The sequence below is a fragment of the Shewanella sp. NKUCC06_TVS genome (genome assembly GCF_019345515.1).
In the GTDB taxonomy this organism is placed as follows: domain Bacteria; phylum Pseudomonadota; class Gammaproteobacteria; order Enterobacterales; family Shewanellaceae; genus Shewanella; species Shewanella oncorhynchi.
This window is the reverse complement of the sequence record NZ_JAHKQX010000004.1, coordinates 113204-137551: the sequence shown is the minus strand read 5'-3', so window position 1 is coordinate 137551 and position 24348 is coordinate 113204. Positions and strand designations below refer to the sequence as shown.

Sequence of the window (24348 nt, the reverse complement as noted above, 5' to 3'; positions counted from 1 at the left end):
GCTATTTGGCTTGAAATTGCGCTAGCTTAGCCGCATTAAGGTTTAGCAAACGAACCGTTTAAGCATAGCAATCTGCTATTAGGTTGGTGCCATTCTCACAGGAGCTTTTATGTCAGCTTTACCAAGCGAGTACACCCATATTCATGTTGAGCAACCTGGGGCGCCCGAGGTGATGCGGCTATCGCGCTCACCTTTGCCTGTCCCTGCGGCGGTGCAAGTGTTGATCCGCGTACATGCAGCAGGAGTGAATGGCCCCGATGTTAAACAAAGGGTGGGCGCGTATCCCCCGCCACCGGGTGCATCACCGATTATTGGTCTTGAGGTTGCTGGGGATATTTGTGCCCTCGGTGACGGCGTGAGCCAATGGCAAGTTGGCGATAAGGTATGTGCCTTAGTGCCGGGCGGCGGTTATGGCGAGTATGTGCTCACCTATGCTGCCCATTGTTTGCCTATTCCAACGGGCTTTAGTTATGTGCAGGCAGCTGCGCTGCCAGAAACCTTCTTCACCGTATGGGGCAACCTGTTTATGCGTGCGGGACTCAAAGCGGGCGAGACGGTACTGATCCACGGTGGCTCAGGTGGCATTGGTAGTACGGCTATTCAGTTGGCCAGTGCGCTGGGTTCAAAAGTGATAGCGACGACGGGACAGGATGAGAAGCGCGATTATTGCTTGAGCCTTGGCGCCGCTGAAGTCATCAACTATCGTACTCAAAACTTTGTTGAACCTGTGATGGCACTCACTCAAGATAAGGGCGTAAACGTGGTATTTGATATCGCGGGTGGTGATTTTATCAATCTCGACTTACAAGCCTTAGCGATGGACGGGCGTATGGTGTCGGTAGCTATGCAACGGGGGCCTAAAGCCGAGGTCGAGATTTTCCGCCTGATGGCAAAACGTATCATGTGGACAGGGTCGACCCTAAGACCGCAGAGCGTGGAGGCCAAAGCCGCCATTGCCGCTGAATTATTTGAGAAAGTTTGGCCGTTGTTAAACGCCCATAAAATTGTCCCCAATATTTTTGCAACCTTTCCATTAGCACAGGCCGCTAAAGCCCATGCTTTGATGGAGTCGGGTGAGCACAGGGGCAAAGTAATACTGACTGTCATTTGAGCTAGGCATACTGGATTTTGCAGCGACATATTTGCTTTAAGTCGCTGCCATTCGAGTCAATCTAGAAGACATTCTGACATCATAGTGGCTTAGTCATTGTTCGGTAAATATGAGTTTGTAGCGCTGTAATTAAATCTTCATGGATAACCTTGATGGTTAACTTTACAGCAACCTCGAATTGTTAACGTTGATGACTCATCAAACACCATAGATATGATTGCTTTTTCTTGGGAATAAAACTTGCCGCGTCGATTTTTTAGACTAAAGTCGTTAATGATTAAACTTTTTGGGTACTTTGGCAGAAATTAATACGTAATTAGTGAAAATTTCATGGTATGAGGCATTGATTATCGGAAATATTCTGTAAAAATACCCAGTTGAAAACGTCAGAGACTTTCAGGCGCTATTCGTGGATCAAAGCAAGCGATGCTTCGCTTATTCAGGCTAAAAAACTCATGGTGTATGTGTTGATTTAAGGGTATTAGCATATATGTATAACACAGCAAAGAAACAGGTTTGGTATGGTGAGCTGAGAACATCGAAAGGCAACGCGATTGTCGTCCATGACAACCAGCTGCCCGATGCCTCCCCAGGACGTATCTACCTATACAATACCGATCGCGATGCGATCATTGAGTATGTGGAAGATATAGTCAAAGTGAACCTATACGACTTAGATGAGGCTGCGTTAAAAGCTGCTGAGGCTAAGTTTGGTGGTGCATGGAAGGCGGCAAGATCTCAATTTATGAGTAAACATCAAGCTCGCATTGACTTGAACAACGTGAAGGAAACTGCGCCTGTACGTAAGGCGAAGCCTGAAGTTGAACCAGAAGTCGAATCTGATGCCGTTGGCGTGGATTTTGACGATGATTGGGGCGATGATTTTGATGATTAACACAGTGTCGGCCTAAGGGCTAACACTGTGAGTGTAAGGAATAAAGTAGTGTTTATTTTATTCCTTATCGCTTTATTTATTCCCTTCTGCTAAACCGCGCTTTCCTCGTTTTCTCAATTTTTATTGCGAATGGCTACGCATCGGCATCGAACTGATAACGACTGATGTGGTGATAAACCTTGCCTGGCATTAACCAAACATTATCACCAAAGCGTTCGCCTTGGTTCGGTGAGTCTGGCAGCATCTGCGGCTCTAAACACACAGCATGATGTTGATTTAATACCTGTTGATTGCGACCTACTGTGCCATTTAAAAAATTAGCACAGTACAGCTGCACACTCGGTTGATTAGTATAAACCGTCATAGCACGACCGCTAATGGGGCTGCTTAAACAGCCAAAACGGGCGAGTGAGCCATCGGGATTATTCATCATATAACAGTGATCATAACCGCGAGTGCTTGCGAGTTCAGCGGCATGCAGCTTGTCACCTAAGCGTATTGGTTGACTTAAATCGAAAATCGACCCAGTTGTATCGGCAATCCCAGTGGGAACACTGACATCATTCATGGTGAGATAGCGCTTGGCATCGATTTGCATCAGATGCTCATGATTGGTCTCTGTGCCATCGAGGTTGAAATAACTGTGTTGGGTGAGGCTTACGGGACAGGCTTTATCGACGGAGGCTAAGATTTCTACGTACAAATTATTGCCTGCGAGGCGGTAATCCAGCTGAACTGTGCAATTACCGGGGAAACCCATGTCGCCATCTGGGCTCATTAAGGTCAAACGCACACCATCGGGGAGTTGACCTAGTTGCCAGTTTTTACGATTAAACCCTTCACGGCCGCCGTGTAAACAGTTAGTCGCTTGGTTTACATCTAATTGATAATCATGACCTTGATAGTGCATTTTGCCGTTAGCGATGCGATTTGCAAAGCGGCCTGCAATGGCACCTAAATGAGCCGATTGGGTCAAGTAATCTTCGGCGCTATCACAACCTAAAACGATATTGGCACGTTCGCCGTGTTTATCAGGGGTCCACAGAGCGCGGATAATACCGCCTAAGCTGATGACTTCTAATGCGAGTATGCCATTGTCGATCCGAACCCGTTCGATTTCACCGCCGCGGGGATCGGTCCAAGGATCCAAAACACTGAAACGTACCATTTAGCTTCCCTCTGTGTTGAATATGCTCACTGCTTATTGTGTTAAATGAGTATGTTAACCCTATTATTTGCCATCAACAGCATAAAGTTCAGCGATGAATTCGTATGCTATCGACGACGTTGTCACTCTATTCGGTTGTCTTTGGTTTAAGTGCGGCTAAGTGCTTGTTCTAGCAAATTGCCTGTTCTGGCTAGTTATCGATGCGACCCGCGCCAGCGCTGGCGGAACATAAATACACTGTGGCATCGATGGCGGTTTTTTCGAAGAATTCATGTTCAACGGTGGCAACGACAGCGTCCGTCAGTTCATGGTCGACTAAGGCGACCACGCAGCCGTCGGTCATGCGGATGCCACCACGCTCGCCGATCACTTGGCTGACAATTTCAACTAAAGTATCAAATTCGGGCAGTGTGACTTCAAAATCATCACGCAGTGAAGCATGGGATTCAGCCATTAAACGACTGAATTTTTGGATGTTATTTTGCTCTAAGGCGCGAGCAGCATTTTGAGTTCTTTGGTTCTCAGTGACTACGTGTTTCGCCCGGCGGTATAGCACTTCATCTAAATCGGCCTTTGCACTTTCTAGTTGGCGTAAATCGAGGTGACGCAGTGCATCTAAGCCAAAGTACTCTGCCGCTTGTGCACACTCAGTGCGACGTTGCTCATTGGTCGCGGCTAAGCGTTGTTTCTCGATATGGGCATCTATGATAATAAGGCTTAGGTTTTCTGGAATGGGAATGGCTTCGCTATCGAGATCTAAGCAGTCAATCAGTAGTGCATGGTCTTGCTCACCCATGGCGCTGCACATTTGATCCATGATGCCACAGGCCGACTCAACATACCTGTGCTCACCGCGCTGTGCGAGTTGCGCCACCGCCATTGGGGATAAATGCAGTTGGCTGGTATCACTAATGGCTGTACCGAAGGCGACAACGAGTGCGCCCGAAGATGAAAGACCTGCAGCAAGTGGCACATCGCCCACAATGGCTAAGTCTAAGCCCTTGGCTAATAAGCCAGTTTGCGCCATAGCCGCAGTAAAACCTTTGAGGTAATTCACCCAGCCATCTTGCGGGTCCATGTCGTTTTCTTGGCCGAAAACCCACTCTTTAATTTGTCCTGGAAACGCATCGGCGACGGCTCGAAACTTAGTATCGTCACGGCGTTTTACCGCAATGACTGTATGAAAATTAATGGCTGCCGGGAGTACAAAACCGTCGTTGTAATCCGTGTATTCACCGATCAGATTGACTCGCCCTGGGGCTTGATATAAATCGTCGGCTTTAGTGCCAAAGGTTTGGACAAATAACTTAGTGGCGCGTTGCGCAGGGTTTGACATGCTGTAAAAAATTCCAAAAAAGCTGAGCTAATTTCGTTACCGTCATCGATTTATATCACGACTGAGTCAGCGATGTAACTGAGATTTTTTGCTGAAATGGCGATAGGCTGCAATGAGTAAATCGATACTGGGATGAGGAGGCAAAATAGCGTATTGAGTGTTTTATCTAGTTAATTGATTTGTAAAGATTAGTCAGCATTTAGTTGGATGCCGCACAAACTAGCAGAGGCTGTTACTGCTCGTTTGTGCGACCTGTTATGGCGTGATTTTAATTTAATGCAGCATTAGCAGGCACTTAACTACGTGGCTCCACATTAAGTTTAGGATCAGGCACTTGTACTGTATCTTCCGCTGGAACTGTGTTTTTCTCCGAGTTTTGCAATAGCTCGTAAATAACATGATCCACAAAACCGGCACCAGCGGCTTCGTACAGGTTGTACACACTGTGCACCCCCGATTCTCGAAGCGCCGCAGCATCGTCACTGTACTGCACAATTGCACTGATTTTGCCTTGATAATTCAGTTTTTTGAGTTGCTCAACTGCAAACATATTTCCCGCGTGGTGCGGCATGGCTAGCAGTACCAGTTCAAGATTAGGTGCTCTGTCGAGTTTTTCCCAAAAGTCGGTATCTGAGGCGTCACCTTGCACTACATTGCGACCCTTTGTTTTATGTAAGTCGACTAAGTCTTGCTTGTGTTCAATACCGAGAATTTCCCCATCAAATTGTTCCCTGAGTTCATCATAGGCACCGCTACCAATACGGCCCATGCCTAAGATTAAAAAGCGTGGATTGCCAATGGCGATGGGTCTGTCTTCTGGGTGTAACGGGCGTTTTTCGAGCTTGATTAAACGCTGCTGGAATCGCTGGTAGATATTACCGACGGTGGCGTTAAGTGGCGCGGCGAGTAAAAAACTAAAGCTTAATGCCACGGCGATGATCACTAGCCACTCGGGAGGTAACCAACCTTTATAGGTGGCTACTGCGGCGACGATCAAACCGAATTCACTGAAGTTACCTAGGTTAAATGAGCCCAACATAGAGGTACGTGAACGCAGTTTAAAGCGGGTAAGAATGTAAACAAACAGCAGGATTTTAAGTGGCACTAACAGCACTAATAGCGCCGCGAGTACGATATCCGATACCGTAGGTAAGCCATTGAGCCCTATGGTTAAGAAGAAGGCAACGAGGAAGAGTTCTTTAAAATAGAACAGGGATTTTGCCAGCTCGGAGGACTTTTTGTGGCCCGCCAACAAGATACCGATAATCAGTGCGCCGAGATCGGGTTTTAAACCAACAGATTCAAATAACCAAGCGCCAACCACGAGTGCCATAACTAGGCCGAAGAGCACTAAGAGTTCACCGTGGCCGACACGGTCGAACGCTTTATAGATGAGCGGTTTAGCTAGTGGCAGTAAGAGTAATGCAAAGGCCCATACCGAAGGTACATCGCCTTTAGAAATAGTTAAAAACAGTACGGCGAAGATATCCTGCATAATCAAGATACCAATAGCGACCCGGCCGTAGAGGGATTGCACGTCTCCTTTATCTTCTAACACTTTGACCGCAAATACGGTGCTGGAGAAGCTTAACGCGAAGGCAATTAACGTCAGTTGTTCTAGGTTCAGACTCGTGAGTTGGCTTAAACCTAGTAAGCCGAAGAGTTTCAGAATCGGCACAAAAATCACGATCGAGAGTACTAAGTGCACACTCGAACCCGCCCACACTTCGGCTTTGAACAGGCTGCGAATATCGAGTTTCAAACCAATAGCAAACAGCAGCAAAGTCACGCCTAGGCTGGCGAGTTCTTGCAGTAATGGCAGGCTTTCTTTATCTATTCCTAAGATGAACAGTACAAAGCCTGCCACTAAGTAGCCGATGAGCGGAGGGAGTCCTATACGGCTGACGAGCATGCCGCAGATGAGTGTAATAATGAGGATGCCTGGTTCCATGATGCTCCAATCTAAAAAGTCTAAAATTGTAAGTGATTGTATAAGAAATCTATGACACTTGGATAAAAAAGCGGACTTTTAATGAAAAAAGTCCGCTTTTTATTGGTGTTGCGGTAAATACACTTGGCCGTTAAAACACGCGCGAACTAAATCACTCTGGTGGTCTAAGCCTAAATCGTCGTTATTTCACGAGATGATCTAAATGGGTTGCAAAATCTTTGGGGCCCATAAAACCAGTCACGCGTAAATCTTCCCTTTGCTCACCTTGTTCGTTAAACATCAACAGCGTAGGCAAACCAAGCACATTGTATTTTTCGAGTAAGGCCACATCGACCTTGTCACTCTTAGTCACATCCGCTTGTAGCAGCACGATTTTATTCATGCGGGCTAACACGTCGGTATCTTTAAAGGTGATGGCTTCGAACTCTTTACAGGCAACACACCAATCGGCGTACAGATCGAGCATCACAGGCTTACCTTGGGCGGTAGCGGCTGCAATTTCTTGCTCAAGATCTTCAATCGATTTAATGCGTTTAAAGCCATGGACTTCTTCGGTCGTCGCCGCAGTGCCTACGGAATTGTTATTAAAACCAAAGTGTCCCATCACAGCTTGGAATCCGTAGGAGAAGCTCGCCAGTAGCGCCAGCGTTAATAGCACTGAACGTACAGTTTGTTTCCAGTTAAATTCACTGAGTTTGTTCTGATGCATCAAGTAGCCGGTGAAGCTTACGCCCCACAGTGACCAAAGCACATCGGATACTACGCCTGTCCAAATACGGCCAAGCATCACGATAGATACAGCGATCAGCAGGAAGCCGAAGATAGTCTTGATGATGTCCATCCAAGCGCCGGCTCTCGGTAATAATTTACCGCCTGAGGTGCCGATAATCAGTAGAGGTAATCCCATACCCATACTGAGTACATACAGGGCTAAGAAACCTTGGAGTAGGTCGCCGGTTTGGGCCACATAAACGAGCGCACCCGACAGCGGCGCGGTAGTACAAGGTGATGCGACAAGGCCAGAAATCACGCCCATTAAGAACACGCCAACTAAGTTGCCGCCTCTTTGATTATTCGAGACTGAGTTCATCTTCTCCTGCCAGCTCGATGGCAGTTTCAAATCGTATAGGCCAAACATAGATAAGCTGAGCACAAAGAACAAAATCGCGAGTACGACTAATACGGCAGGATGTTGTAATGCCGCTTGGTATTTTAGTCCCGCCGATGCAACCACTAACCCTAAGATAGAGTAAGTGATTGCCATGCCTTGGACGTAAGCCATGGACAGGGTAAAGGCTTTTGCGGTTGAGAGTTTTTGCCCTTGGCCGACAATAATACCCGACAAAATCGGATACATAGGGAATACGCAGGGCGTTAATGCCAGACCGACACCTAGACCAAAGAAGATCACTAAAGTCCAAATTAAACTGTCGTTCGACAGCATTTGGCTCAGGGTATCTTGCTGAGTAATGGGTTGCGTATTGGCTTTATCGGCAGTGCTTAGCTCAGTGCTGGTTTGCTCAGTCGTCGTGGTTGATTCGGCGCCTGCAATTAAGCCATCGTTGGCTGCTATCGCCTTTAAAATGACTTCATGTTTGGTCGGTGGATAACACAATTTACCTTCGGCACAACCCATAAAGGTCACTGTGAGTGTGGCATTTTCATCGGCCTGTTTTAAACTAACGGGAATATCGACATAGGTATAATAGACTTCTTGCTTACCAAAGTACTCATCTTCATGGGGCTTTCCCTTTGGTAGAGCGACCGTGCCTAACTCGGCGCCATTGACGCTAAATTTAAGCTTGTCGCGGTACATATAGTAACCGTCGGCAATCACCCAATTGAGTTTGACCTGATTACCTTCTTGCTTGGAATCGAAGGCAAATGCTTGATCGACAGGCATCAATTCAGGCTCACCCTTCATGAAGTCGAATTTGTTACCGAAAACCCCTTCACTATGAGCTAAGGGTGCAATAAGCAATAAAGAAGTGAAAATAAGGCTGAGTAGTTTTTTCATGGCTGAGTGTTGTCTTTTATCCAATCTAAGTAGGCTGGTAGCCCGTGGGTCACAGGCACGGCAATAATTTCGGGTACTTGATAAGGGTGAAGCCTAAGCACAAGTTGTTCTAACTCTGTATATCGACTTTGTAAACATTTAATCTGTAAGCTAAATTCTTGCTCTTCACAGATTTTTCCTTCCCAAGCATAAATTGAACGTATCGGGGCGGAAATCTGAACACAAGCGGCAATACGCGACTCAATTAAAGCTCGGGCCAAGGTATTGGCTTGTACTTCATCGGGGCAGGTAGTGCTAACCACTAAATACTGATGCTGCATGGTGTTAGGTATCGTCTCTTAAGAATCTTAAAGTTCGCTTAAGCCAACTCCGTTAGGCTACTTTACGTGTTTTAATGGTCTCATACATTAGCGGGTTAACAAAAGGGTGAGCTAAATATCAGTGTTTTGCTCCCTTACTTCGTCCTAATGGTTATCCTGACTTGAATTAAGACCGGATAACCCCCATTTAGTTTACAGAGATAGTCAGATAAACCTGAGGTCGGTATGTTTTTCATTATTTTTTTACTCTTTGTGCTGATCCCAGTAATAGAGCTGTCGGTGCTGATCCGTGTGGGTGAAGTGCTTGGCACTTGGACTACCATAGGTTTAGTGCTCTTTACCGCCGTGCTCGGGGTCTCTTTGGTTCGCAGCCAAGGCTTAAACACCTTAATGCAAGTACAACAAAAACTGGCTCGTGGTGAAGCACCGGGGCAAGAAATCGTTGAAGGTATGATGTTAGCTATGGCGGGTATCTTGCTCGTGATCCCCGGTTTTGTGACCGATGCCATTGGCCTATTATTCTTGACGCCATTAACCCGTCGCCCCATTGCTGCTTTGTTGTTCAAACGCATGCAGTTACGGGTTGTTGCCGGTTTACAGGGAACAATGCACGGTGGCTTTCAAGCAGGCCAAGGCCCTTTTGGGCCTAAGCCACAGGACCCATTTGGCCAAGCGCCATTTGATGATAGTGTGAAAAAGGACGGTAATGTGTTTGAGGGAGACTTTGAACATAAAGTCGATCCAAGTGATATCAAACCCGCTAGCCATCAACTCTCTGATAAAGCGCAGGACAAAGAACAGGATAAAGATCCTAAGTATTAGCATTAGTCTCGTATTGTCTCAGTCGCTTGTTGAGTTAGTTTGTTATTGGATTAACTCAGTTGATTATCGCGTTTATTCGCTTGAGTTTTCTCCCTAATATCCTTTAGATACCAGTGGCCCACTGAATCAATCTGACCTGTGCCGCTGGTTCACATCCCCCGTAATCGCCATTTCACTCTTAAAAAACTCCAATCCTAATAACCCGCTCACTCAGCATAAGAGTGAACATGATATTAGAGAAAAACTTTTTGATCGCATTCATGCGATAAAGTAAGGTATTTTTAAATCATGACTCTGTACCCAAGAGAAAAAGCAATATCAGTGCTGTTGTCCATGTTGAGTAGATTTTCGACGATAGTGAATTCAATTGCACTGTTATTCAGATAATACCTATAGCCTAGAAATACTTCGTGGGAAGGTTTTGAAAAGTCATTATCTGTTTTGAGTAAACCTTCATAATGATGTAATTCAATAAGCCAACCATGGCGTCCCATTAAATACTCATAACCTAAAGATAACATTACAGCATGGTCTTTATAGTCTATTCCAGATAGACTTTCATCATTTCGTCTAAAGCTTATACCTGTTGTGGAGTAAAAATGATGCATTCCAGATGTATAGCTATAATTCAGCTGTAGTGCTTGCTCAAAACGGTTATCTACAAATGGGCCAGAATTAACATGGTTGTAATATAAGCTGCCACCTATTGATAGACCATAATTATCCTCACTAAGCAATTGATATTCTAAATAGAAATTTAGGGCATTCGTTAGCGTATCGCCAGAAAGATCAGGTTGATTGATACCATTCTTTGAAAATATTTGGTTTTTGTCTTTGATTGTATTGTCGCGGCCATTTTGACCCACACCAAATGCATCATGAAACCAGATAGTGACCGAGTCAAGATGGTTATCCCCACTAAAACTCCACTTATAATTAGTATCAAACATCCATTTTTCAGTGAGTTGCCACTTTATTCCGCCATTAAGAGAATTATGATAATAGTCAGCATAGTAATCGTCAGTTTCAGCCCATACACTTGCTACTGTTGCAGATCCGTATATCTCTTTTTTCCCTTCAGGCAGTGCAAATCCTGAACGAAGTAGAGGCGTTAAGCTACCCGCATGTGTAGGTGATTGGGCATGCACACGAACTGGCCCATAATGACTATAATTGATATTTTCTGCGAAAGTACTCGGTAAAAATATTACCGTATAAATTAGATGTGCTCTAATAGTCACAAATAAAATTTTCTTTGCATATTTCATCGAAAACTCTTTTTTAGCTAATCTCTATTAAAAGCAATGTTTTGTAGTGAGGCTGATGTTATGTATAAATGACTTAAATTTTGTCTGTTTGAAGCAATAAAGTTTTTGATTAGACAGATTTCTAATTGATTTTAGAATTAAAAACTACAAAAAACATACCATAATAATACAAGTGCGAGCCAGAATGACCTACAGATAAACGGGATTGTAGTGAGTATTAGTAAAGTGCTAATAACTGCCAGTAATATAGTCTGTTTACTCATTGTCTGGACGCTATCAAAGCGTAATTTCATGATGTTTCTCAAACACAAATTAGTATTTCAACAAAGTAATAACATTATTTATGTTGTTAGTTATAGGTGTTGGTATTACAGATGACATTGCAAATGAATAATTAGCACTAAATATATCGCTGCTATTTACTCGTGTAAATGTGTGTAACTGGTAATTGTCCTGTATTAGCGGTGAAAATATGGAACTGATAGTTCATGTTTTTAATTAATATATTTATTTATCAGTCATATTAGTTATCGTAATTAAAGATAAATCTCAGTTTGCCAAACTTGTTTATCTAATGGATGTGTTTGTTTAAATTGTCCCTCAAACCGTAATAGATCAAAAATGAAATGGCCAGCCAGCCCACTTGCATAGGGACTGACTGGCCGCGCCGGGAAGCGTTTTGGATAAAATGCGGAGCAGGTTAGCTGGGTGATTGACCTCCTGTTGCCGTCGCTTTGATATTGAATACTAGGCTGTACATCACTGGCAGTACGATGAGCGTCAGCAGAGAAGCGAAGCCTAGACCGAAAATAATTGTAATCGCCATAGAACCGAAAAACGCGTCGGGGATCAGCGGTATCATCCCGAGCATAGTGGTTATTGCGGCCATCATCACTGGACGAACACGGCTTACACAGGAGTCGATTAAGGCAAAATAGGCTGGTTTGCCTTCACTGAGCTCGAGGTTGATCTGATCGACCAAGACAATACCGTTTTTAATCACCATGCCCGACAAACTCAGTAATCCGAGTAGTGCCATAAAGCTGAAGGGCGCATCGAACAACAAGAGTCCCGCCGAAACCCCAATTAAGGCCAGTGGCACAGTAAACCAGATCACTAAGGGCTGACGCACTGAGTTGAACAAGAATACGGTAATCAAAAACATCGCCAGATAACCTAAGGGAATCGAGCTAAATACCGACGCTTGTGCTTCACCTGCGGTTTCAAATTCACCGCCCCATTCCAAGCGGTAACCTGCGGGCAGGCTGATCGCTTCGACCTGGTCTTTGATTTTGCGCAGTACAGAATCGGCGGTTTCATTGCTACCAAGCTTAGGATCGGCCATCACAGCGAGCATGCGCATGCGATCGCGGCGCATCACCAGTGGATTTTCCCACTCAGTGTTGAAGCTACTGACTACTTGGGTGGCGGGCACAAAGGTATTGTGTTCGCTGCTCCAAATTTGCAGCTTCCACAGGCTGTCCGCTTGCAAACGTTCTTCGGCGGGCGCTCTGGCGACGATGGGCAGCAAGTGGCTGGTTTCTCGGTATAAACCTATTTGCTTACCGCTAAAGTTAACCAATAGGGCATTGTCGAGGTCTTGCTTGCTGATCCCTGTTTCGCGCGCTTGGGCATTTTCCAGTTGCGGACGGATCAGCGGCACCTGATTACGCCAGTTGTGACGTATGCCATCCATGCTCGGTTCGGCGTGGAAAATGGCCTCGGCTTGAGCACCTAAAGCGCGCAGCACTTCTGGGTTATCACCGTAAAAGCGTGCCTCAATTTTAGCGGCGGGCGAAGGGCCGTTCTCCATGTTTTTTAAACGATATTGTGCCTGCGGGAAACGTTGATTTAACAAGGTTTCTAACTCTGGCATATAGGCTTTAACGGCGGTCAAATCTTGCATTTCAACAATCAACTGGGCAAAGGCGGGATAGCCTTTTTCTGGCTGATAGGGCAGTACGAAGCGCTGCGAACCTTGGCCAATAACGGTTGTTAAGTGTTTTAGCCCAACGTCTTTTTGCTCGTCCAGCGCAAGCATTAACTTCTCGATATCAGCGGTAAAACGCTCGGTCGCCTTGATGTCAGTCCCCTCTGGCATCCAGATATCCACAAAGAAAATCGGCGTATTAGAAGCAGGAAAGAACACATTCTTGATATGACCAAAGCCCACTACAGCGCTGAAAAGCATAGCGATAACCAGCAGTATGCTCACCAGCCTAAAGCGCAGTGCCACAATTAAGCTTGTGCGATATAAGCTGAAGAACCAGCCCTTGTAGGGGTCTTGGGCTTCTTCATCGCTCGGCGCATCTTTAAATAACAGATGACAGAAAAACGGCGTGAGTGTGATGGCCGTGATCCAGCTGATAAACAGTGAAATCATCAACACTTGGAATAAAGAACGGCAGAACTCACCGGCGGCATTTTGCGATAAGCCAATGGGGGCAAAGGCAATAATGGCAATCACAGTCGCGCCCAATAGCGGCCACTGGGTTTGGGACACTATCTGTTTGGCCGCTTCCAAACGGGTCTTACCGCGACGGATACCAATTAAAATGCCTTCAGTAACGACAATGGCGTTATCGACCAACATACCAAGGGCAATAATGAGTGCGCCGAGGGAGATGAGCTGTAGATCAATCCCGAGCACTTTCATCACGATAAAAGTACCTAGAATCGTCAGCAGTAAGATCAGGCCCATCAACAGGCCTGAGCGCAATCCCATAAACAGCAGAAGCACGGCGATCACTATGGCAATGGATTCCATTAGGTTGATTAAGAAGCCGTTAACTGTCTCATCTACCGCCTGGCTTTGATTATAAACCGTCGCTAAATTCATGCCGATTGGGCGTTGCGATTCAAGCTCGGCTAAACGGTCACTGACCTTTTTCCCGATTTCGACTACATTCACACCGCTAGAGAAAGAAATCCCCAGTGATAACGCTGCTTCACCTTTATTGTGATAAAGCACGTTAGGGGTTTCGTCATAATCCCTTTCAATATTGGCAATGTCGCCAAGGTAAATCAGCTCAGAGCTACCCGGAGGGCTGACGATCAAACGCGCGAGATCCTGCACATTGCTAAATTCGCCCGTGGGATGAATGCGGATACGGTTATCGCCAATCACTAAGCTGCCCGCGTTAGAGACGACGTTTTGATTGTTCACTAAGCCATAGATATAGCTCTGATCTAACCCCAGTGCCGACAGCTTTTGCTGGGAGATTTCAATCACGACTTGCTCGGTGACGTTGCCAGCAACAGAAACCTTTTTCACTCCAGGTACTAGCACTAGCTCGCGGCGCAGATAGTCGGCGTAATTGCTCAACTCGCGGTTGCTGTAATCAGGTCCCGAAAGGTTAAATAAAATGCCATACACATCGCCAAAGTCGTCCATCACCTTTGGCGTTGCTGTGCCCGGCGGCAAGTTTCCCGCAGCATCATTAACTTTACGACGCACTTCATCCCACACCTGCGGCAGGCTGGTTTTATCGTAACTTTCTTTAATCTCGATTTGGATTTGTGATAAACCCGCACTATTAATTGAAGTCACATGCTTAATGGCGTCGAGTTGCTGCAGGGCATCTTCGAGCGGTAATGTCACTTCTTCTTCAACTTGCTCAGGCGATGCACCGGGATAAGCCGTGATCACTAAAGCTTCTTTAATGGTAAATTCGGGGAATTCTAATTGCCCCAAACCGGTAAAACTGACGCCACCACCCACGAGTAGTAGCAACACAAACATCCAACTGATGACTTTGTGGCGTATCGAATACTCTGCAATGTTCATCAATTACACCCCACGCTGCCAGCGTAGTGGTTTGACTTTCATACCATCGGATAATTGAGACACTCCAGCGCTGACGATGAGATCGCCCTTGTTGACGCCCGTTAAAATCTCAACACCTTGATTACTCACGCGTCCTAGCGTCACCATCGTCGGTTTTACTTCACCCGATTGCGCTTGATAAATCCACACTTGCACTTGGCCATCTTGGTCGCGCTTATCGATAGCGGTCACTGGCACTACCGTTGACGCGAGGGCACTAGGATCTTTGACTAAGGCTAAGGTCAACTCGGCACTCATTCCTGGAAGTAACTGAATATCTTGAGGTTGAGGTAACGAAAACACCACTTCATAGGCTTGGGTACCCGGCGTGACTTGAGTCGAGTATTCTTTAAATTTGGCATCGAAACTTTGCTCGGGGAAGGCACTAAAACGCACCTTAGCTGTAAAATGAGCTTGATCGGTATATTGCTTCAAACCCGCCGCCATCGACTCGGGAACTTGAATGCTAATATCGAGCAAATTATTGTTTTGTAATGTTAATACCCCTTGGTTTGCTTGCACTATTTGGTGGTTATCCACTAAACGTTTGGCGACTGTACCGCTAAAAGGCGCCGTTAAACGGGTGTAACTCAGTTGATCGCGTGCAGCGGCTAAGGCGGCGGTGGCCGATTTGAGTTGCGCTTGAGTGCTATCAAACTCAGATTGTGAAATCAGCTTGCGATTGAGTAGCTCAACTTTACGTTTAAAGTCAGCGGCTAACAGTTCATGCTCCGCCTCGCGGGTCATTAAATTATTGTGGGCGTCCCTGTCATCAAGTTTTGCGAGCAAGCTACCTTGAGTGACTCTTTGCCCTTCAACTAATGCCAATTCTGTTAATTGTCCTGAAATGCGGAACGATAATTCTGCGCGACTATTGGCGGCAACGCGGGCTGGAAATGTTCTGAAATCTCCGTCTTCTACATTGAGTACTTCAAACAGTTTAACCGGACGAATTGTTGCCACTTGCACTGAACTTTCCGCAGGCGAACAACCACTGATCAGGGCTGGAAGCAGCATTGTCAGCGGCAAGAGTCGATATGATTTCATGGTGGAGATTTCCTAGTTAACAAATTGTCAGCATTTCTGGGCGCGAAGATACCAGCTAAATTAGTTGCAATAAACGGGATACTTTGGGATTATCAGTCCCACATAATGAGATTGAACTTAAGGTCAAAATGAAGACAGAGGACTTAGCGTTATTCCACCGAATTGCTGAAACCGGTAGTTTGATTGAAGCGGCGGATTTACTTAACTTACCTAAATCGACTGTGAGTCGACGTTTGCAAGCCTTGGAAGATGAGCTGAACATTAAATTGTTCCACCGTCAGAGCCGCTCTATGACGCTCACTTCTGCGGGCAGTCATTTTTACCAGCGCTCGCAGAATATTTTGGCTCAGCTCGACGAAACCCTATTCGAAATGACCAATGACGATGCTGAGATCAGCGGGCATTTGCGCATTCAAATGTTCCCCATCCACAGCATGAAAATCTTGATGCAAGCCATTTTCCGCTTTATGGATATGCACCCTAAACTCACCTTAGAAGTCATCAGCAGTTCAGAATCCGTTGATATGGTGAAACATAATCTCGACGTGGCTTTTGTAGTCGAGCCTGCGTTGGATACCTTAGATTTAGTAGTGCGGCCAATTTTTACCACTGACTTACGTTTTTACGCGAGTCCTCAATATTTAGCGGCACATGGCACACCTAAAACACCGAAAGAGATTGAAGCGCATAATGTGTCTATGTTCCGTTTATCCAATGGCAAAATCTTTAATGAGTTATTTATCGGTTCAGAACAAGAAGTGAGAGTCAGAGGTAATTTCTGCTCAAATAGTATTGAAGTGGCGGTTGAGTTTGGATTGCAAGGACGCGGCATAGTGTATGCACCTTCTGAAGTCGTGGATGAATATGTACAAAGCGGTGAGTTAGTGACTTTGTTACCTGAAATCCAGCCCCACCAAGGCGAGTGTTTTTTGGCTTATCCATCAAGACGTTACGTGAGTTTAGCCTGTCGACGCTTTATCGACTATATCATGCAAGAGTTAGTCCCAAATGGCGTGCCGATCAACATGAGCGAGCAAGGCCCACGTCGATCCTGCAAAGCCTCTACGGGAGCGTTTTCAGACGACGTGTTGCGCTTTCCCGTTAAAAAATCAAGCTAGTTTACCCCTCGCTAATGGCGTTTGCGGTCGTGATCTTTGTGGGCTCACAGATCCGCTGCGCCAGCCAATAACAGGCAATTCCCATCAAAATATTGGTCACAGGTAGCGCGAGCAGCAGGCCTTTAACGTCACCTATATACGATCCCAAGGCTGCTAGCGGCAGCATGAGCAGTACTAAGCGGCACAGATTGATGACTAATGAACTCATAGGCCTGTGGTAGGCATTGAGCGAGGTCGCGACAATAATCACTATACCCAAAGGTCCGTAGGCGCAGGGCAGCACTAAGATATAAAAACTTAGCCATTCGATAACCTGCGGATCGGTACTGAATAAATGCGCGATAGGCTCGGCTAAAAAGATCAGGGGGATATAGAGTAAGGTTTGGAAAATAAAGATAAATTTTATCGATAATAGTAGGGCTTCTTTCGCTCTGTGTGGCTGTCCTGCCCCTAAGTTTTGCGCAATAAAGGGCATTAAACTCGACGACAGTGCCATCACTACGATTAATAGCACTGACTCTAACCGAGTACCGGCACCAAAGGCTGCCACGGCGCTGTGATCGATATGCGCCAACATGGCCATAATAATGGCATTGGCTAGTGGATTGATTAAATTCATCAAGGCGGCGGGTTGTGCGATATGGGCTAGTTTGCTCCAGTTCGCGCGCATTCTGTCTATGTCAAAGGCGGCCCATTCGAGCATTTTGCGCCTGACAATCAACAAATATCCCGACAAAGATAAGGCAATCAACCAAGCAAACAGGGTTGCAATTGCGGCGCCTTGGATTTCTAAACGTGGAAATGGCCCAATACCAAAAATCAGTAACGGATCGAGGATAAGATTGATGATTGCTGCCAGCGCCATGATCATCGCCGGCGAGCGGGTGTCGCCAGTGGAACGTAAGCCTTGATTGCCTACCATCAACAATACCAGCAGCGGTGCGCTGACATACCAGTAAATCATATAGTCGTGGATTAGCGGCAAGCTGTCATCGTTTGCCCCGAGTAAGCGAAACAGTGGCGTAATAAAAATGCTACCCAGTGCGGCTAAACTGGCGATCAAGACAAAGGTGAGCAATAAGGCATCATGCAAGAACACTTTGGCCTTGTGGGCATTACCCGAACCGATAAGTCGACCTAAATTGGTCGAGACTCCAGCGCCAATACCAATGGCGATGCTCGAGATCACTAAGGTTACCGGAAAGGTAAAACTGATGGCGGCTAAGGCTTCAGTGCCCAATTGGCTGATAAAAAAAGTGTCAGCGAGGCTGAAACCTAGAATGGTCATAATGCCAATTAAGTTGGGGAGGCTCATGTTGAGCAGTACACGACCAATTGGCGCGGTGAGCAGCCCGTGTCTGTCTTTCATGGAAAAATAGTGCCTTGTTAGCGAGCGGAGGCGAGATTCTAGCAGGATTGTGCGGACTTGAAAAAACCGACATCAAAAAATTGAAGTTTTTTTTGTAAATGCCCTTGGATCTCGACACTGTCAGCCCCATATCTCAGACAGCAAAAGAGCAGACTAAGGTGTCTGTTTTTTTAATCACAAATAGGCTCGATTGTAGGGCATCAAATCATTAGGAGAGTTCATAGATGAATATTCGTCCATTACATGACCGCGTAATCGTTAAGCGTCTAGAAGTTGAATCAACATCAGCGGGTGGCATAGTACTGACCGGTAGCGCCGCTGAAAAATCAACTCGCGGTGAAATCCTTGCTGTGGGCAATGGCCGTATTTTAGAAAATGGCACAGTTAAGCCACTGGATGTCAAAGTGGGTGACGTGGTGATCTTCAACGAAGGTTACGGCGTTAAGAAAGAAAAAATCGACGGTCAAGAAGTCTTGATCCTGTCGGAAGCTGACCTGATGGCAGTAGTGGGTTAATCCTCAGCATCAATTCGACATTCCAATTAATCATTAAAAATTTAAAGGATAATCAAGATGGCAGCTAAAGAAGTTGTATTTGGTAATGACGCTCGCGTAAGAATGCTGGCTGGCGTAAACATTCTCGCAAACGCAGTTAAAGTGACCTTAGGCCCTAAAGGCCGTAACGTGGTATTAGACAAGAGCTTCGGCTCACCACTGATCACTAAAGACGGTGTTTCTGTTGCCAAAGAAATCGAGTTAGAAGATAAATTCGAAAACATGGGCGCGCAAATGGTGAAAGAAGTTGCTTCTAAAGCCAACGATGCCGCCGGTGATGGTACTACTACTGCAACTGTACTGGCTCAAGCCATTGTAGTTGAAGGCTTAAAAGCCGTTGCAGCCGGTATGAACCCAATGGATCTGAAGCGCGGTATCGACAAAGCCGTTATCGCTGCAGTTGCTGAATTAAAAGCCTTATCACAACCTTGTGCAGATTCAAAAGCGATTGCCCAAGTTGCGACTATCTCTGCAAACTCTGACGAATCTATCGGCGAAATCATCGCAACTGCGATGGAAAAAGTCGGTAAAGAAGGCGTGATCACAGTTGAAGAGGGCCAAGCGTTAGAAAACGAATTGGACGTAGTAGAAGGTATGCAGTTTGACCGTGGCTACCTATCTCCATACTTCATCAACAAGCCAGAAACGGGCAGCGTTGAATTAGATCACCCATTCGTACTGTTAGTAGATAAGAAAATCTCTAACATTCGCGAACTGTTACCTATCCTTGAAGGTCTGGCAAAAACCGGTAAGCCATTGCTTATCGTTGCTGAAGACGTTGAAGGCGAAGCATTAGCAACTTTAGTTGTGAACAATATGCGCGGTATCGTGAAAGTGGCTGCCGTTAAAGCACCAGGCTTTGGCGATCGTCGTAAGGCAATGCTGCAAGACGTAGCAATCCTGACTGGCGGTACTGTAATTGCTGAAGAAATCGGCCTAGAGCTTGAAAAAGCAACGCTGGAAGATTTAGGTACAGCTAAGCGTGTTGTGATCACTAAAGACAACACCACCATCATCGATGGTAACGGCGAGCAAACACAAATTGCTGCTCGTGTAAGCCAAATCAAACAACAAGTTGAAGAGTCAACTTCTGACTACGACAAAGAAAAACTGCAAGAACGTATGGCTAAACTAGCTGGCGGCGTAGCAGTAATCAAAGTTGGCGCAGCGACTGAAGTTGAAATGAAAGAGAAAAAAGCCCGCGTTGAAGATGCTCTGCATGCAACTCGCGCTGCGGTAGAAGAAGGCGTGGTTCCTGGCGGCGGTGTTGCTCTGGTTCGCGTAGCGTCTAAGATCGCTGAAGTTGAAGTATTAAACGAAGACCAAAAACACGGTGTGGTTATCGCACTGCGTGCAATGGAAGCACCACTGCGTCAAATCGCCACTAACGCGGGTGAAGAAGCGTCAGTTGTTGCTAACACAGTGAAGAACGGCAGCGGTAACTTCGGTTACAACGCCGGTAATGACACTTACGGTGACATGTTAGAAATGGGTATCCTTGACCCAACTAAAGTGACCCGTTGTGCATTGCAATTCGCTGCGTCAATCGCAGGTCTGATGATCACTACAGAAGCTATGGTTGCTGAAATCCCACAAAATGCTAGCCAAGATATGGGCGGTATGGGTGGGATGGGCGGAATGGGCGGCATGATGTAATCTTACTGGTCTAAATCGGTGATAACTGCGTTGCTTCACCACTCGTTTAAGAAAGCTAAACGTCGTGGTAAAGCGCCTTGTTCTAACTCGATTTATCCTACGTAAGATACTTTGCTGGTCTGGAGCCTAAAAGCCTCAAACCAAAGTTCTTGTAAAAGAAAAACCCCGATACTGGTAACAGTGTCGGGGTTTTCTTTTTGGTCTGGCAACTTGGGGAAGTATTGGGTGTACTTACCTACACTTTTTGAGATTTAAGCACTGAAATTGTTGCTAAAAGTGTAACATCGTATACTTTTGCTGGTGGTTAGGCAGTTCCATCATTCTTGATTGTTTTTAAAAGCAGAATCAAAGTCGTGGGGCTTCACCCCACACCCGACCAAGGAGGACTGCTCGTCCTATCCTCCTTGGATGCTCCAAGACGCCCCTAGCGAAGTGACATGCATTGGTTAGTGGCTTCGTGCTTATTCGAAAATCGCTAACGCTTCCGATGGTACATCCTGTACCCCGAAAGCTAGCGAGGCATCCATGCCTCGCTCACGCGCTTTTCTTCAACACCCTCCAGCAACTTCGCAGGGGATGGTGAACTTCTGTAGCCTTGGCGTTGGCTGTTAAACCCAAAAGAGTTATGCCTGCCCTTTTTTCTTATATGAGTTATAAATTGTATTTTTTAAGCAATAGCTTTGCATGTCCAACACCTGTGTTAGAAAGCCGATATGTTTTTCTTCTATTTTTTTTATCATATTTTACTTCAAAGAAAACATCGAACTTCATATTTAAAAGTCTCCCAATATTCTCTCTAAATTTAGGCTTGTCTAGAATGAAGAAGTTATTAAGGTTTCTGCAAATATCACCTGTTGTGAGATAATTACTTTTTTCTCCGTCAGTTTTCAATCTGTATAATGTTATTATAACTAAGTCATATAGTCTTTGCTTATTTCCATCTATTTTTGATTTTTCAATTGTTTCAGTGTTGTATGTGTCGGAGTTTAAGCATTGGCTTGAGTACTTTTCGTAATAAATAGATTTTGTTTCGTTATTTTCAATTGTCAGAATACCACTTCTTTTTTGCAGAACTTCAAGCCCCATTCCAAGTTCTCTAAGATCTCTTTCTTCTAAGTTCTCTGTAGTATTTGTAGTTTCACTTCGATTTCTAATTAATTTCCTTTTAATTCTTAACTCTGAGTTTGCTGTAATATTTATTACTTTTATCTCTCCTGATGTTAGGTAGTTATCTAAGATGAAATCAACTTCTTCAGCTTTCCTAAATCCAGTAATTATTACATTTGACCAGTTGTATTTCTCTAGAAAGTCAAGTACTTTTTCAGCAACTAAAGTAGGTCGCTCTTTAAGAATTCTTTGAGCAAATTCACCTATTTTAACATCGCTTCTTTCTCCATGTGTTTCTAAATAAATTAAATGCATGAAGTCTGATGCTTCAATATGTAAAAATGAATGCTTTTCTGCTAGATAGTCAGCAATCGTTGTCTTTCCTGTGCAGCTAAGCCCAACAACAATGTGCAAACTGGATAAGAATGACGCATCTCTTTGAGATCTAATTGTTTTTGTTTTATTTATTATTAATTTATTTTTATGAAGAAAAATTAATAGATCTTGGAATACTCCTTTTCTAAAATCATATTTATCGGCAACTTCAATAGGCATCTCACTAATTATAGTTGATTCATTCTCGGGACAAAACCATTTGTTGAATGTTTTATTATCTAGCCATGGATATATCGGATTTGTTTGTAAGTCATAATTAACTTTTTCTGTTATGGTGCCCTTTGTATAGCTAGAAAAGTAAAACTCATATGGTGGTATTGTCGGTAAATATAACACAAGGTCAGATCTAACTATGACGTTTCTATTATTGTTTGAAAATAATAATTGTAAATCAATCGTCTCAAAGTTAGTTTCTCGCATCCAGTATTTTATATCAGTACCTGGATATTCTAGATTGTTTTTGCTTAAGGCATCAATTATTACTGATGTATCTTCTAATATGAAGGGTTGGTACGGACTTAATCCTGCAGAAATGGCTTTATCTTTAGCGCTCTCAAGGCTTTCTTTTAACAGTTTTTCTCGATCACTAGTTCTAGGTTCATCATAATTTGCATGGTAAGTTTTTTCTCTGAAATTGGATATTTTTACATCGTAATTTCTTACTAAGTATTGAGCATGCTGTGTTTTTGTTCTATTAGATGTAAAGAATATTATTTCAAACATATTCAATGTCTCTTCCAGTATTGCAAGCACTAAAAGTCATCAAATTATAGTTATCTTTATCTAGACAGCTTTCTATTCCTCTAATGTTTCTTGAAAAAAAGTAAATACTGTTTCCAAAACTACTCATTCCTGCACAGTCTACTTTTAGGCTGTTTAAATAATTTATTAGATTAATATTAGAATTGTTCTGATTTATCTCAGATTTCTTCCAAAATGTATTTTGCGTTTCATTTATACTAGAGCAAAATAGTTCATAGTTAGATTCTTTTATGCTGGAGAAAGTCCCAAATATTGCTAGGTATGAAGCAAAATATGCCTCTGAATCTGGAATTGGGCATGTGCTTTTGAAAAAATTAACCTCATTTATATCTGATATTTCATTTCTTTTTTTAGGAAGGATAATCCCAAACTCCCAATTAGGGAAATCACATCTAGCTAGTACATTAGAAATTGAAATTGTACTTTTTTGTGATGATGGAAGATGTTCAATATTATCTGATTTTATTCCTATATCTATTAAAAATCCACCGCTAAAGTATGTATTAATTCCAATTCCTGATGTACCTCCGCGTTTAGATTCTTCGATTATTTTATTGTGATCTACGCTCATATTGTTGCATAAAAATAAAGCTTCGATACAAGCAAGCGTCACCGCTGTACCAACCCCAAGACCTATATGGAAATAATAATTTCCATATAATTCAATTTTTATAGATTTTTTAAGTTTATATTTTTCTTTAATGTCATTAAGGATATTTTCTATTTTATGTATTCTTAAGCTATTGTTACACTCTCCTTTAATTATTATTTTATTGTCTACATCTCCTTCTGCTACGAGATAATTGCCATTGTTTAGGATTGAAAAACCTAATCCACCATACTTTCTGTATTTACATGAGTGCATGGCTAATAAGTTTAAATGTAGTCTAAATGGTATTGTGATTTTTATCATGTACATTCTTCCCATTCAGTCTCGAAGAAATTTATAAAATCAGTTACGTATGGTGAATTTGACTTGAAATGAATTGAATTGCTGTATTTGCTTTTCTTTTTATGGAAATAAGGTCCAATTATTGCTGAACTTTCATTCATGAAAATGTTGTGAGTTTGAATGTGTTTGTAGTATCTATAGTCAAAGTTATCTTTGTATTTACTCTTTATTTTTTTGAAGTTGTTCTCTGCGATTCTAAAATTGTCTTTTTCATCATCTGGTAAAAGTGATTCGTCTATTAATAATAACCTTATTTTAACTCCTCTTTTTAGAGCTTCTATAATTGCATTGTCACCATCGAAATCTTGACAGAAGTCTTCAGAAAAACGTTTTCCTGTATAAAATAATAGATTTAGTTTCTCTTTTGTTGTTTTAATTATCTTTTCATAATAATCTTTGTCATCTCTTCTTTCTAAAAAGTTAACAACGCCACTCTTGGTTAGTTTTTCATTGTTTTTAAAATCTTGATACTGCATAATAAATTGAATAAAAACAGCAATTAAACTAACAAGACCACCTCCTATTAGCGGTTCGATTTTAGGTGATTTTATTATGTCAAGGAAATATAGTATGGAAAAAATAATAATTGCTATTATATAAAGTGCTAACATAATTGAGCTAAGAGTAAGCTCAAGTTTAGTTTTGAATAATTTCATCATTTTTTCTCTTTGGT

18 protein-coding genes are annotated in these 24348 nt (G+C 43.8%); 6 read left to right on the top strand and 12 right to left on the bottom strand.

The window, feature by feature from the left end:
• Window positions 1-109: 109 nt before the first annotated feature.
• Together KO531_RS06040 and KO531_RS06035 are read left to right on the top strand one after the other, a co-directional pair.
• Window positions 110-1111 carry an NAD(P)H-quinone oxidoreductase gene (locus KO531_RS06040; protein ID WP_219250619.1) on the top strand — a complete coding sequence of 334 codons (1002 nt, stop codon included), beginning with the start codon at window positions 110-112 and terminating at the stop codon, window positions 1109-1111.
• 490 nt (window positions 1112-1601) lie between these two features.
• Entirely contained in the window at window positions 1602-2006 is a 405-nt protein-coding gene (locus tag KO531_RS06035; RefSeq protein WP_105251357.1) for a hypothetical protein, read from the top strand.
• A 133-nt stretch (window positions 2007-2139) separates the two neighbouring features.
• On the opposite strand, the gene KO531_RS06030 is transcribed toward KO531_RS06035, so the two are convergent.
• The 5 genes from KO531_RS06030 to cutA form a co-directional block, all read right to left on the bottom strand.
• Window positions 2140-3174, bottom strand: coding sequence for an aldose epimerase family protein (locus KO531_RS06030; protein ID WP_219250618.1), 1035 nt, complete (start codon window positions 3172-3174; stop codon window positions 2140-2142).
• A gap of 190 nt (window positions 3175-3364) precedes the next feature.
• On the bottom strand, window positions 3365-4510 hold the full coding sequence (gene galK, locus KO531_RS06025) for a galactokinase (protein ID WP_219250617.1): 1146 nt from the start codon (window positions 4508-4510) through the stop codon (window positions 3365-3367).
• Between the two features lie 295 nt (window positions 4511-4805).
• Window positions 4806-6461, bottom strand: coding sequence for a cation:proton antiporter family protein (locus tag KO531_RS06020; RefSeq protein ID WP_173246987.1), 1656 nt, complete (start codon window positions 6459-6461; stop codon window positions 4806-4808).
• Between the two features lie 181 nt (window positions 6462-6642).
• Entirely contained in the window at window positions 6643-8478 is a 1836-nt protein-coding gene (locus tag KO531_RS06015) for a protein-disulfide reductase DsbD (protein WP_219250616.1), read from the bottom strand.
• On the bottom strand, window positions 8475-8798 hold the full coding sequence (gene cutA / locus KO531_RS06010; protein WP_113940010.1) for a divalent-cation tolerance protein CutA: 324 nt from the start codon (window positions 8796-8798) through the stop codon (window positions 8475-8477). The genes KO531_RS06015 and cutA overlap by 4 nt, the downstream gene beginning before the upstream one ends.
• Before the next feature lie 225 nt (window positions 8799-9023).
• On the opposite strand from cutA, the gene KO531_RS06005 reads away from it, so the two are divergent.
• Window positions 9024-9620, top strand: coding sequence for an FxsA family protein (locus tag KO531_RS06005; RefSeq protein WP_219250615.1), 597 nt, complete (start codon window positions 9024-9026; stop codon window positions 9618-9620).
• Window positions 9621-9901: 281 nt separating this feature from the next.
• On the opposite strand, the gene KO531_RS06000 is transcribed toward KO531_RS06005, so the two are convergent.
• From KO531_RS06000 to KO531_RS05990, 3 genes are all read right to left on the bottom strand, one after another.
• A complete protein-coding gene (locus KO531_RS06000) occupies window positions 9902-10888 on the bottom strand; it encodes a DUF3187 family protein (protein ID WP_251068850.1) in 987 nt (328 codons plus the stop codon).
• A gap of 700 nt (window positions 10889-11588) precedes the next feature.
• Complete coding sequence (locus KO531_RS05995; RefSeq protein WP_219250614.1) at window positions 11589-14675, bottom strand: efflux RND transporter permease subunit; 3087 nt, start codon at window positions 14673-14675, stop codon at window positions 11589-11591.
• A gap of 3 nt (window positions 14676-14678) precedes the next feature.
• Window positions 14679-15761, bottom strand: coding sequence for an efflux RND transporter periplasmic adaptor subunit (locus KO531_RS05990; RefSeq protein WP_105251364.1), 1083 nt, complete (start codon window positions 15759-15761; stop codon window positions 14679-14681).
• A 128-nt stretch (window positions 15762-15889) separates the two neighbouring features.
• On the opposite strand from KO531_RS05990, the gene KO531_RS05985 reads away from it, so the two are divergent.
• Window positions 15890-16879, top strand: a complete 990-nt coding sequence (locus KO531_RS05985) for a LysR family transcriptional regulator (protein WP_219250718.1) — start codon at window positions 15890-15892, stop codon at window positions 16877-16879.
• A gap of 1 nt (window position 16880) precedes the next feature.
• Here KO531_RS05985 and KO531_RS05980 read toward each other — a convergent pair whose 3' ends face one another.
• Window positions 16881-18248, bottom strand: a complete 1368-nt coding sequence (locus KO531_RS05980) for an MATE family efflux transporter (protein ID WP_006086114.1) — start codon at window positions 18246-18248, stop codon at window positions 16881-16883.
• Between the two features lie 224 nt (window positions 18249-18472).
• Here KO531_RS05980 and KO531_RS05975 point away from each other — a divergent pair, with 224 nt between their 5' ends.
• On the top strand, window positions 18473-18763 hold the full coding sequence (locus KO531_RS05975; protein ID WP_006086113.1) for a co-chaperone GroES: 291 nt from the start codon (window positions 18473-18475) through the stop codon (window positions 18761-18763).
• Between the two features lie 57 nt (window positions 18764-18820).
• Window positions 18821-20458, top strand: coding sequence for a chaperonin GroEL (groL, locus tag KO531_RS05970; RefSeq protein ID WP_011847850.1), 1638 nt, complete (start codon window positions 18821-18823; stop codon window positions 20456-20458).
• Window positions 20459-21109: 651 nt separating this feature from the next.
• Here the strand turns inward: groL and KO531_RS05965 are convergent.
• Genes KO531_RS05965 through KO531_RS05955 form a run of 3 tightly spaced genes read right to left on the bottom strand, consistent with a single transcriptional unit; the run spans window position 21110 to window position 24334 of the window.
• Window positions 21110-22714, bottom strand: coding sequence for a non-canonical purine NTP pyrophosphatase (locus tag KO531_RS05965; RefSeq protein WP_219250613.1), 1605 nt, complete (start codon window positions 22712-22714; stop codon window positions 21110-21112).
• On the bottom strand, window positions 22677-23636 hold the full coding sequence (locus KO531_RS05960) for a beta-ribofuranosylaminobenzene 5'-phosphate synthase family protein (protein WP_219250612.1): 960 nt from the start codon (window positions 23634-23636) through the stop codon (window positions 22677-22679). Before KO531_RS05960 ends, KO531_RS05965 begins: the two co-directional genes overlap by 38 nt.
• On the bottom strand, window positions 23633-24334 hold the full coding sequence (locus KO531_RS05955) for a phospholipase D family protein (RefSeq protein ID WP_219250611.1): 702 nt from the start codon (window positions 24332-24334) through the stop codon (window positions 23633-23635). The genes KO531_RS05960 and KO531_RS05955 overlap by 4 nt, the downstream gene beginning before the upstream one ends.
• Window positions 24335-24348 lie beyond the last annotated feature (14 nt).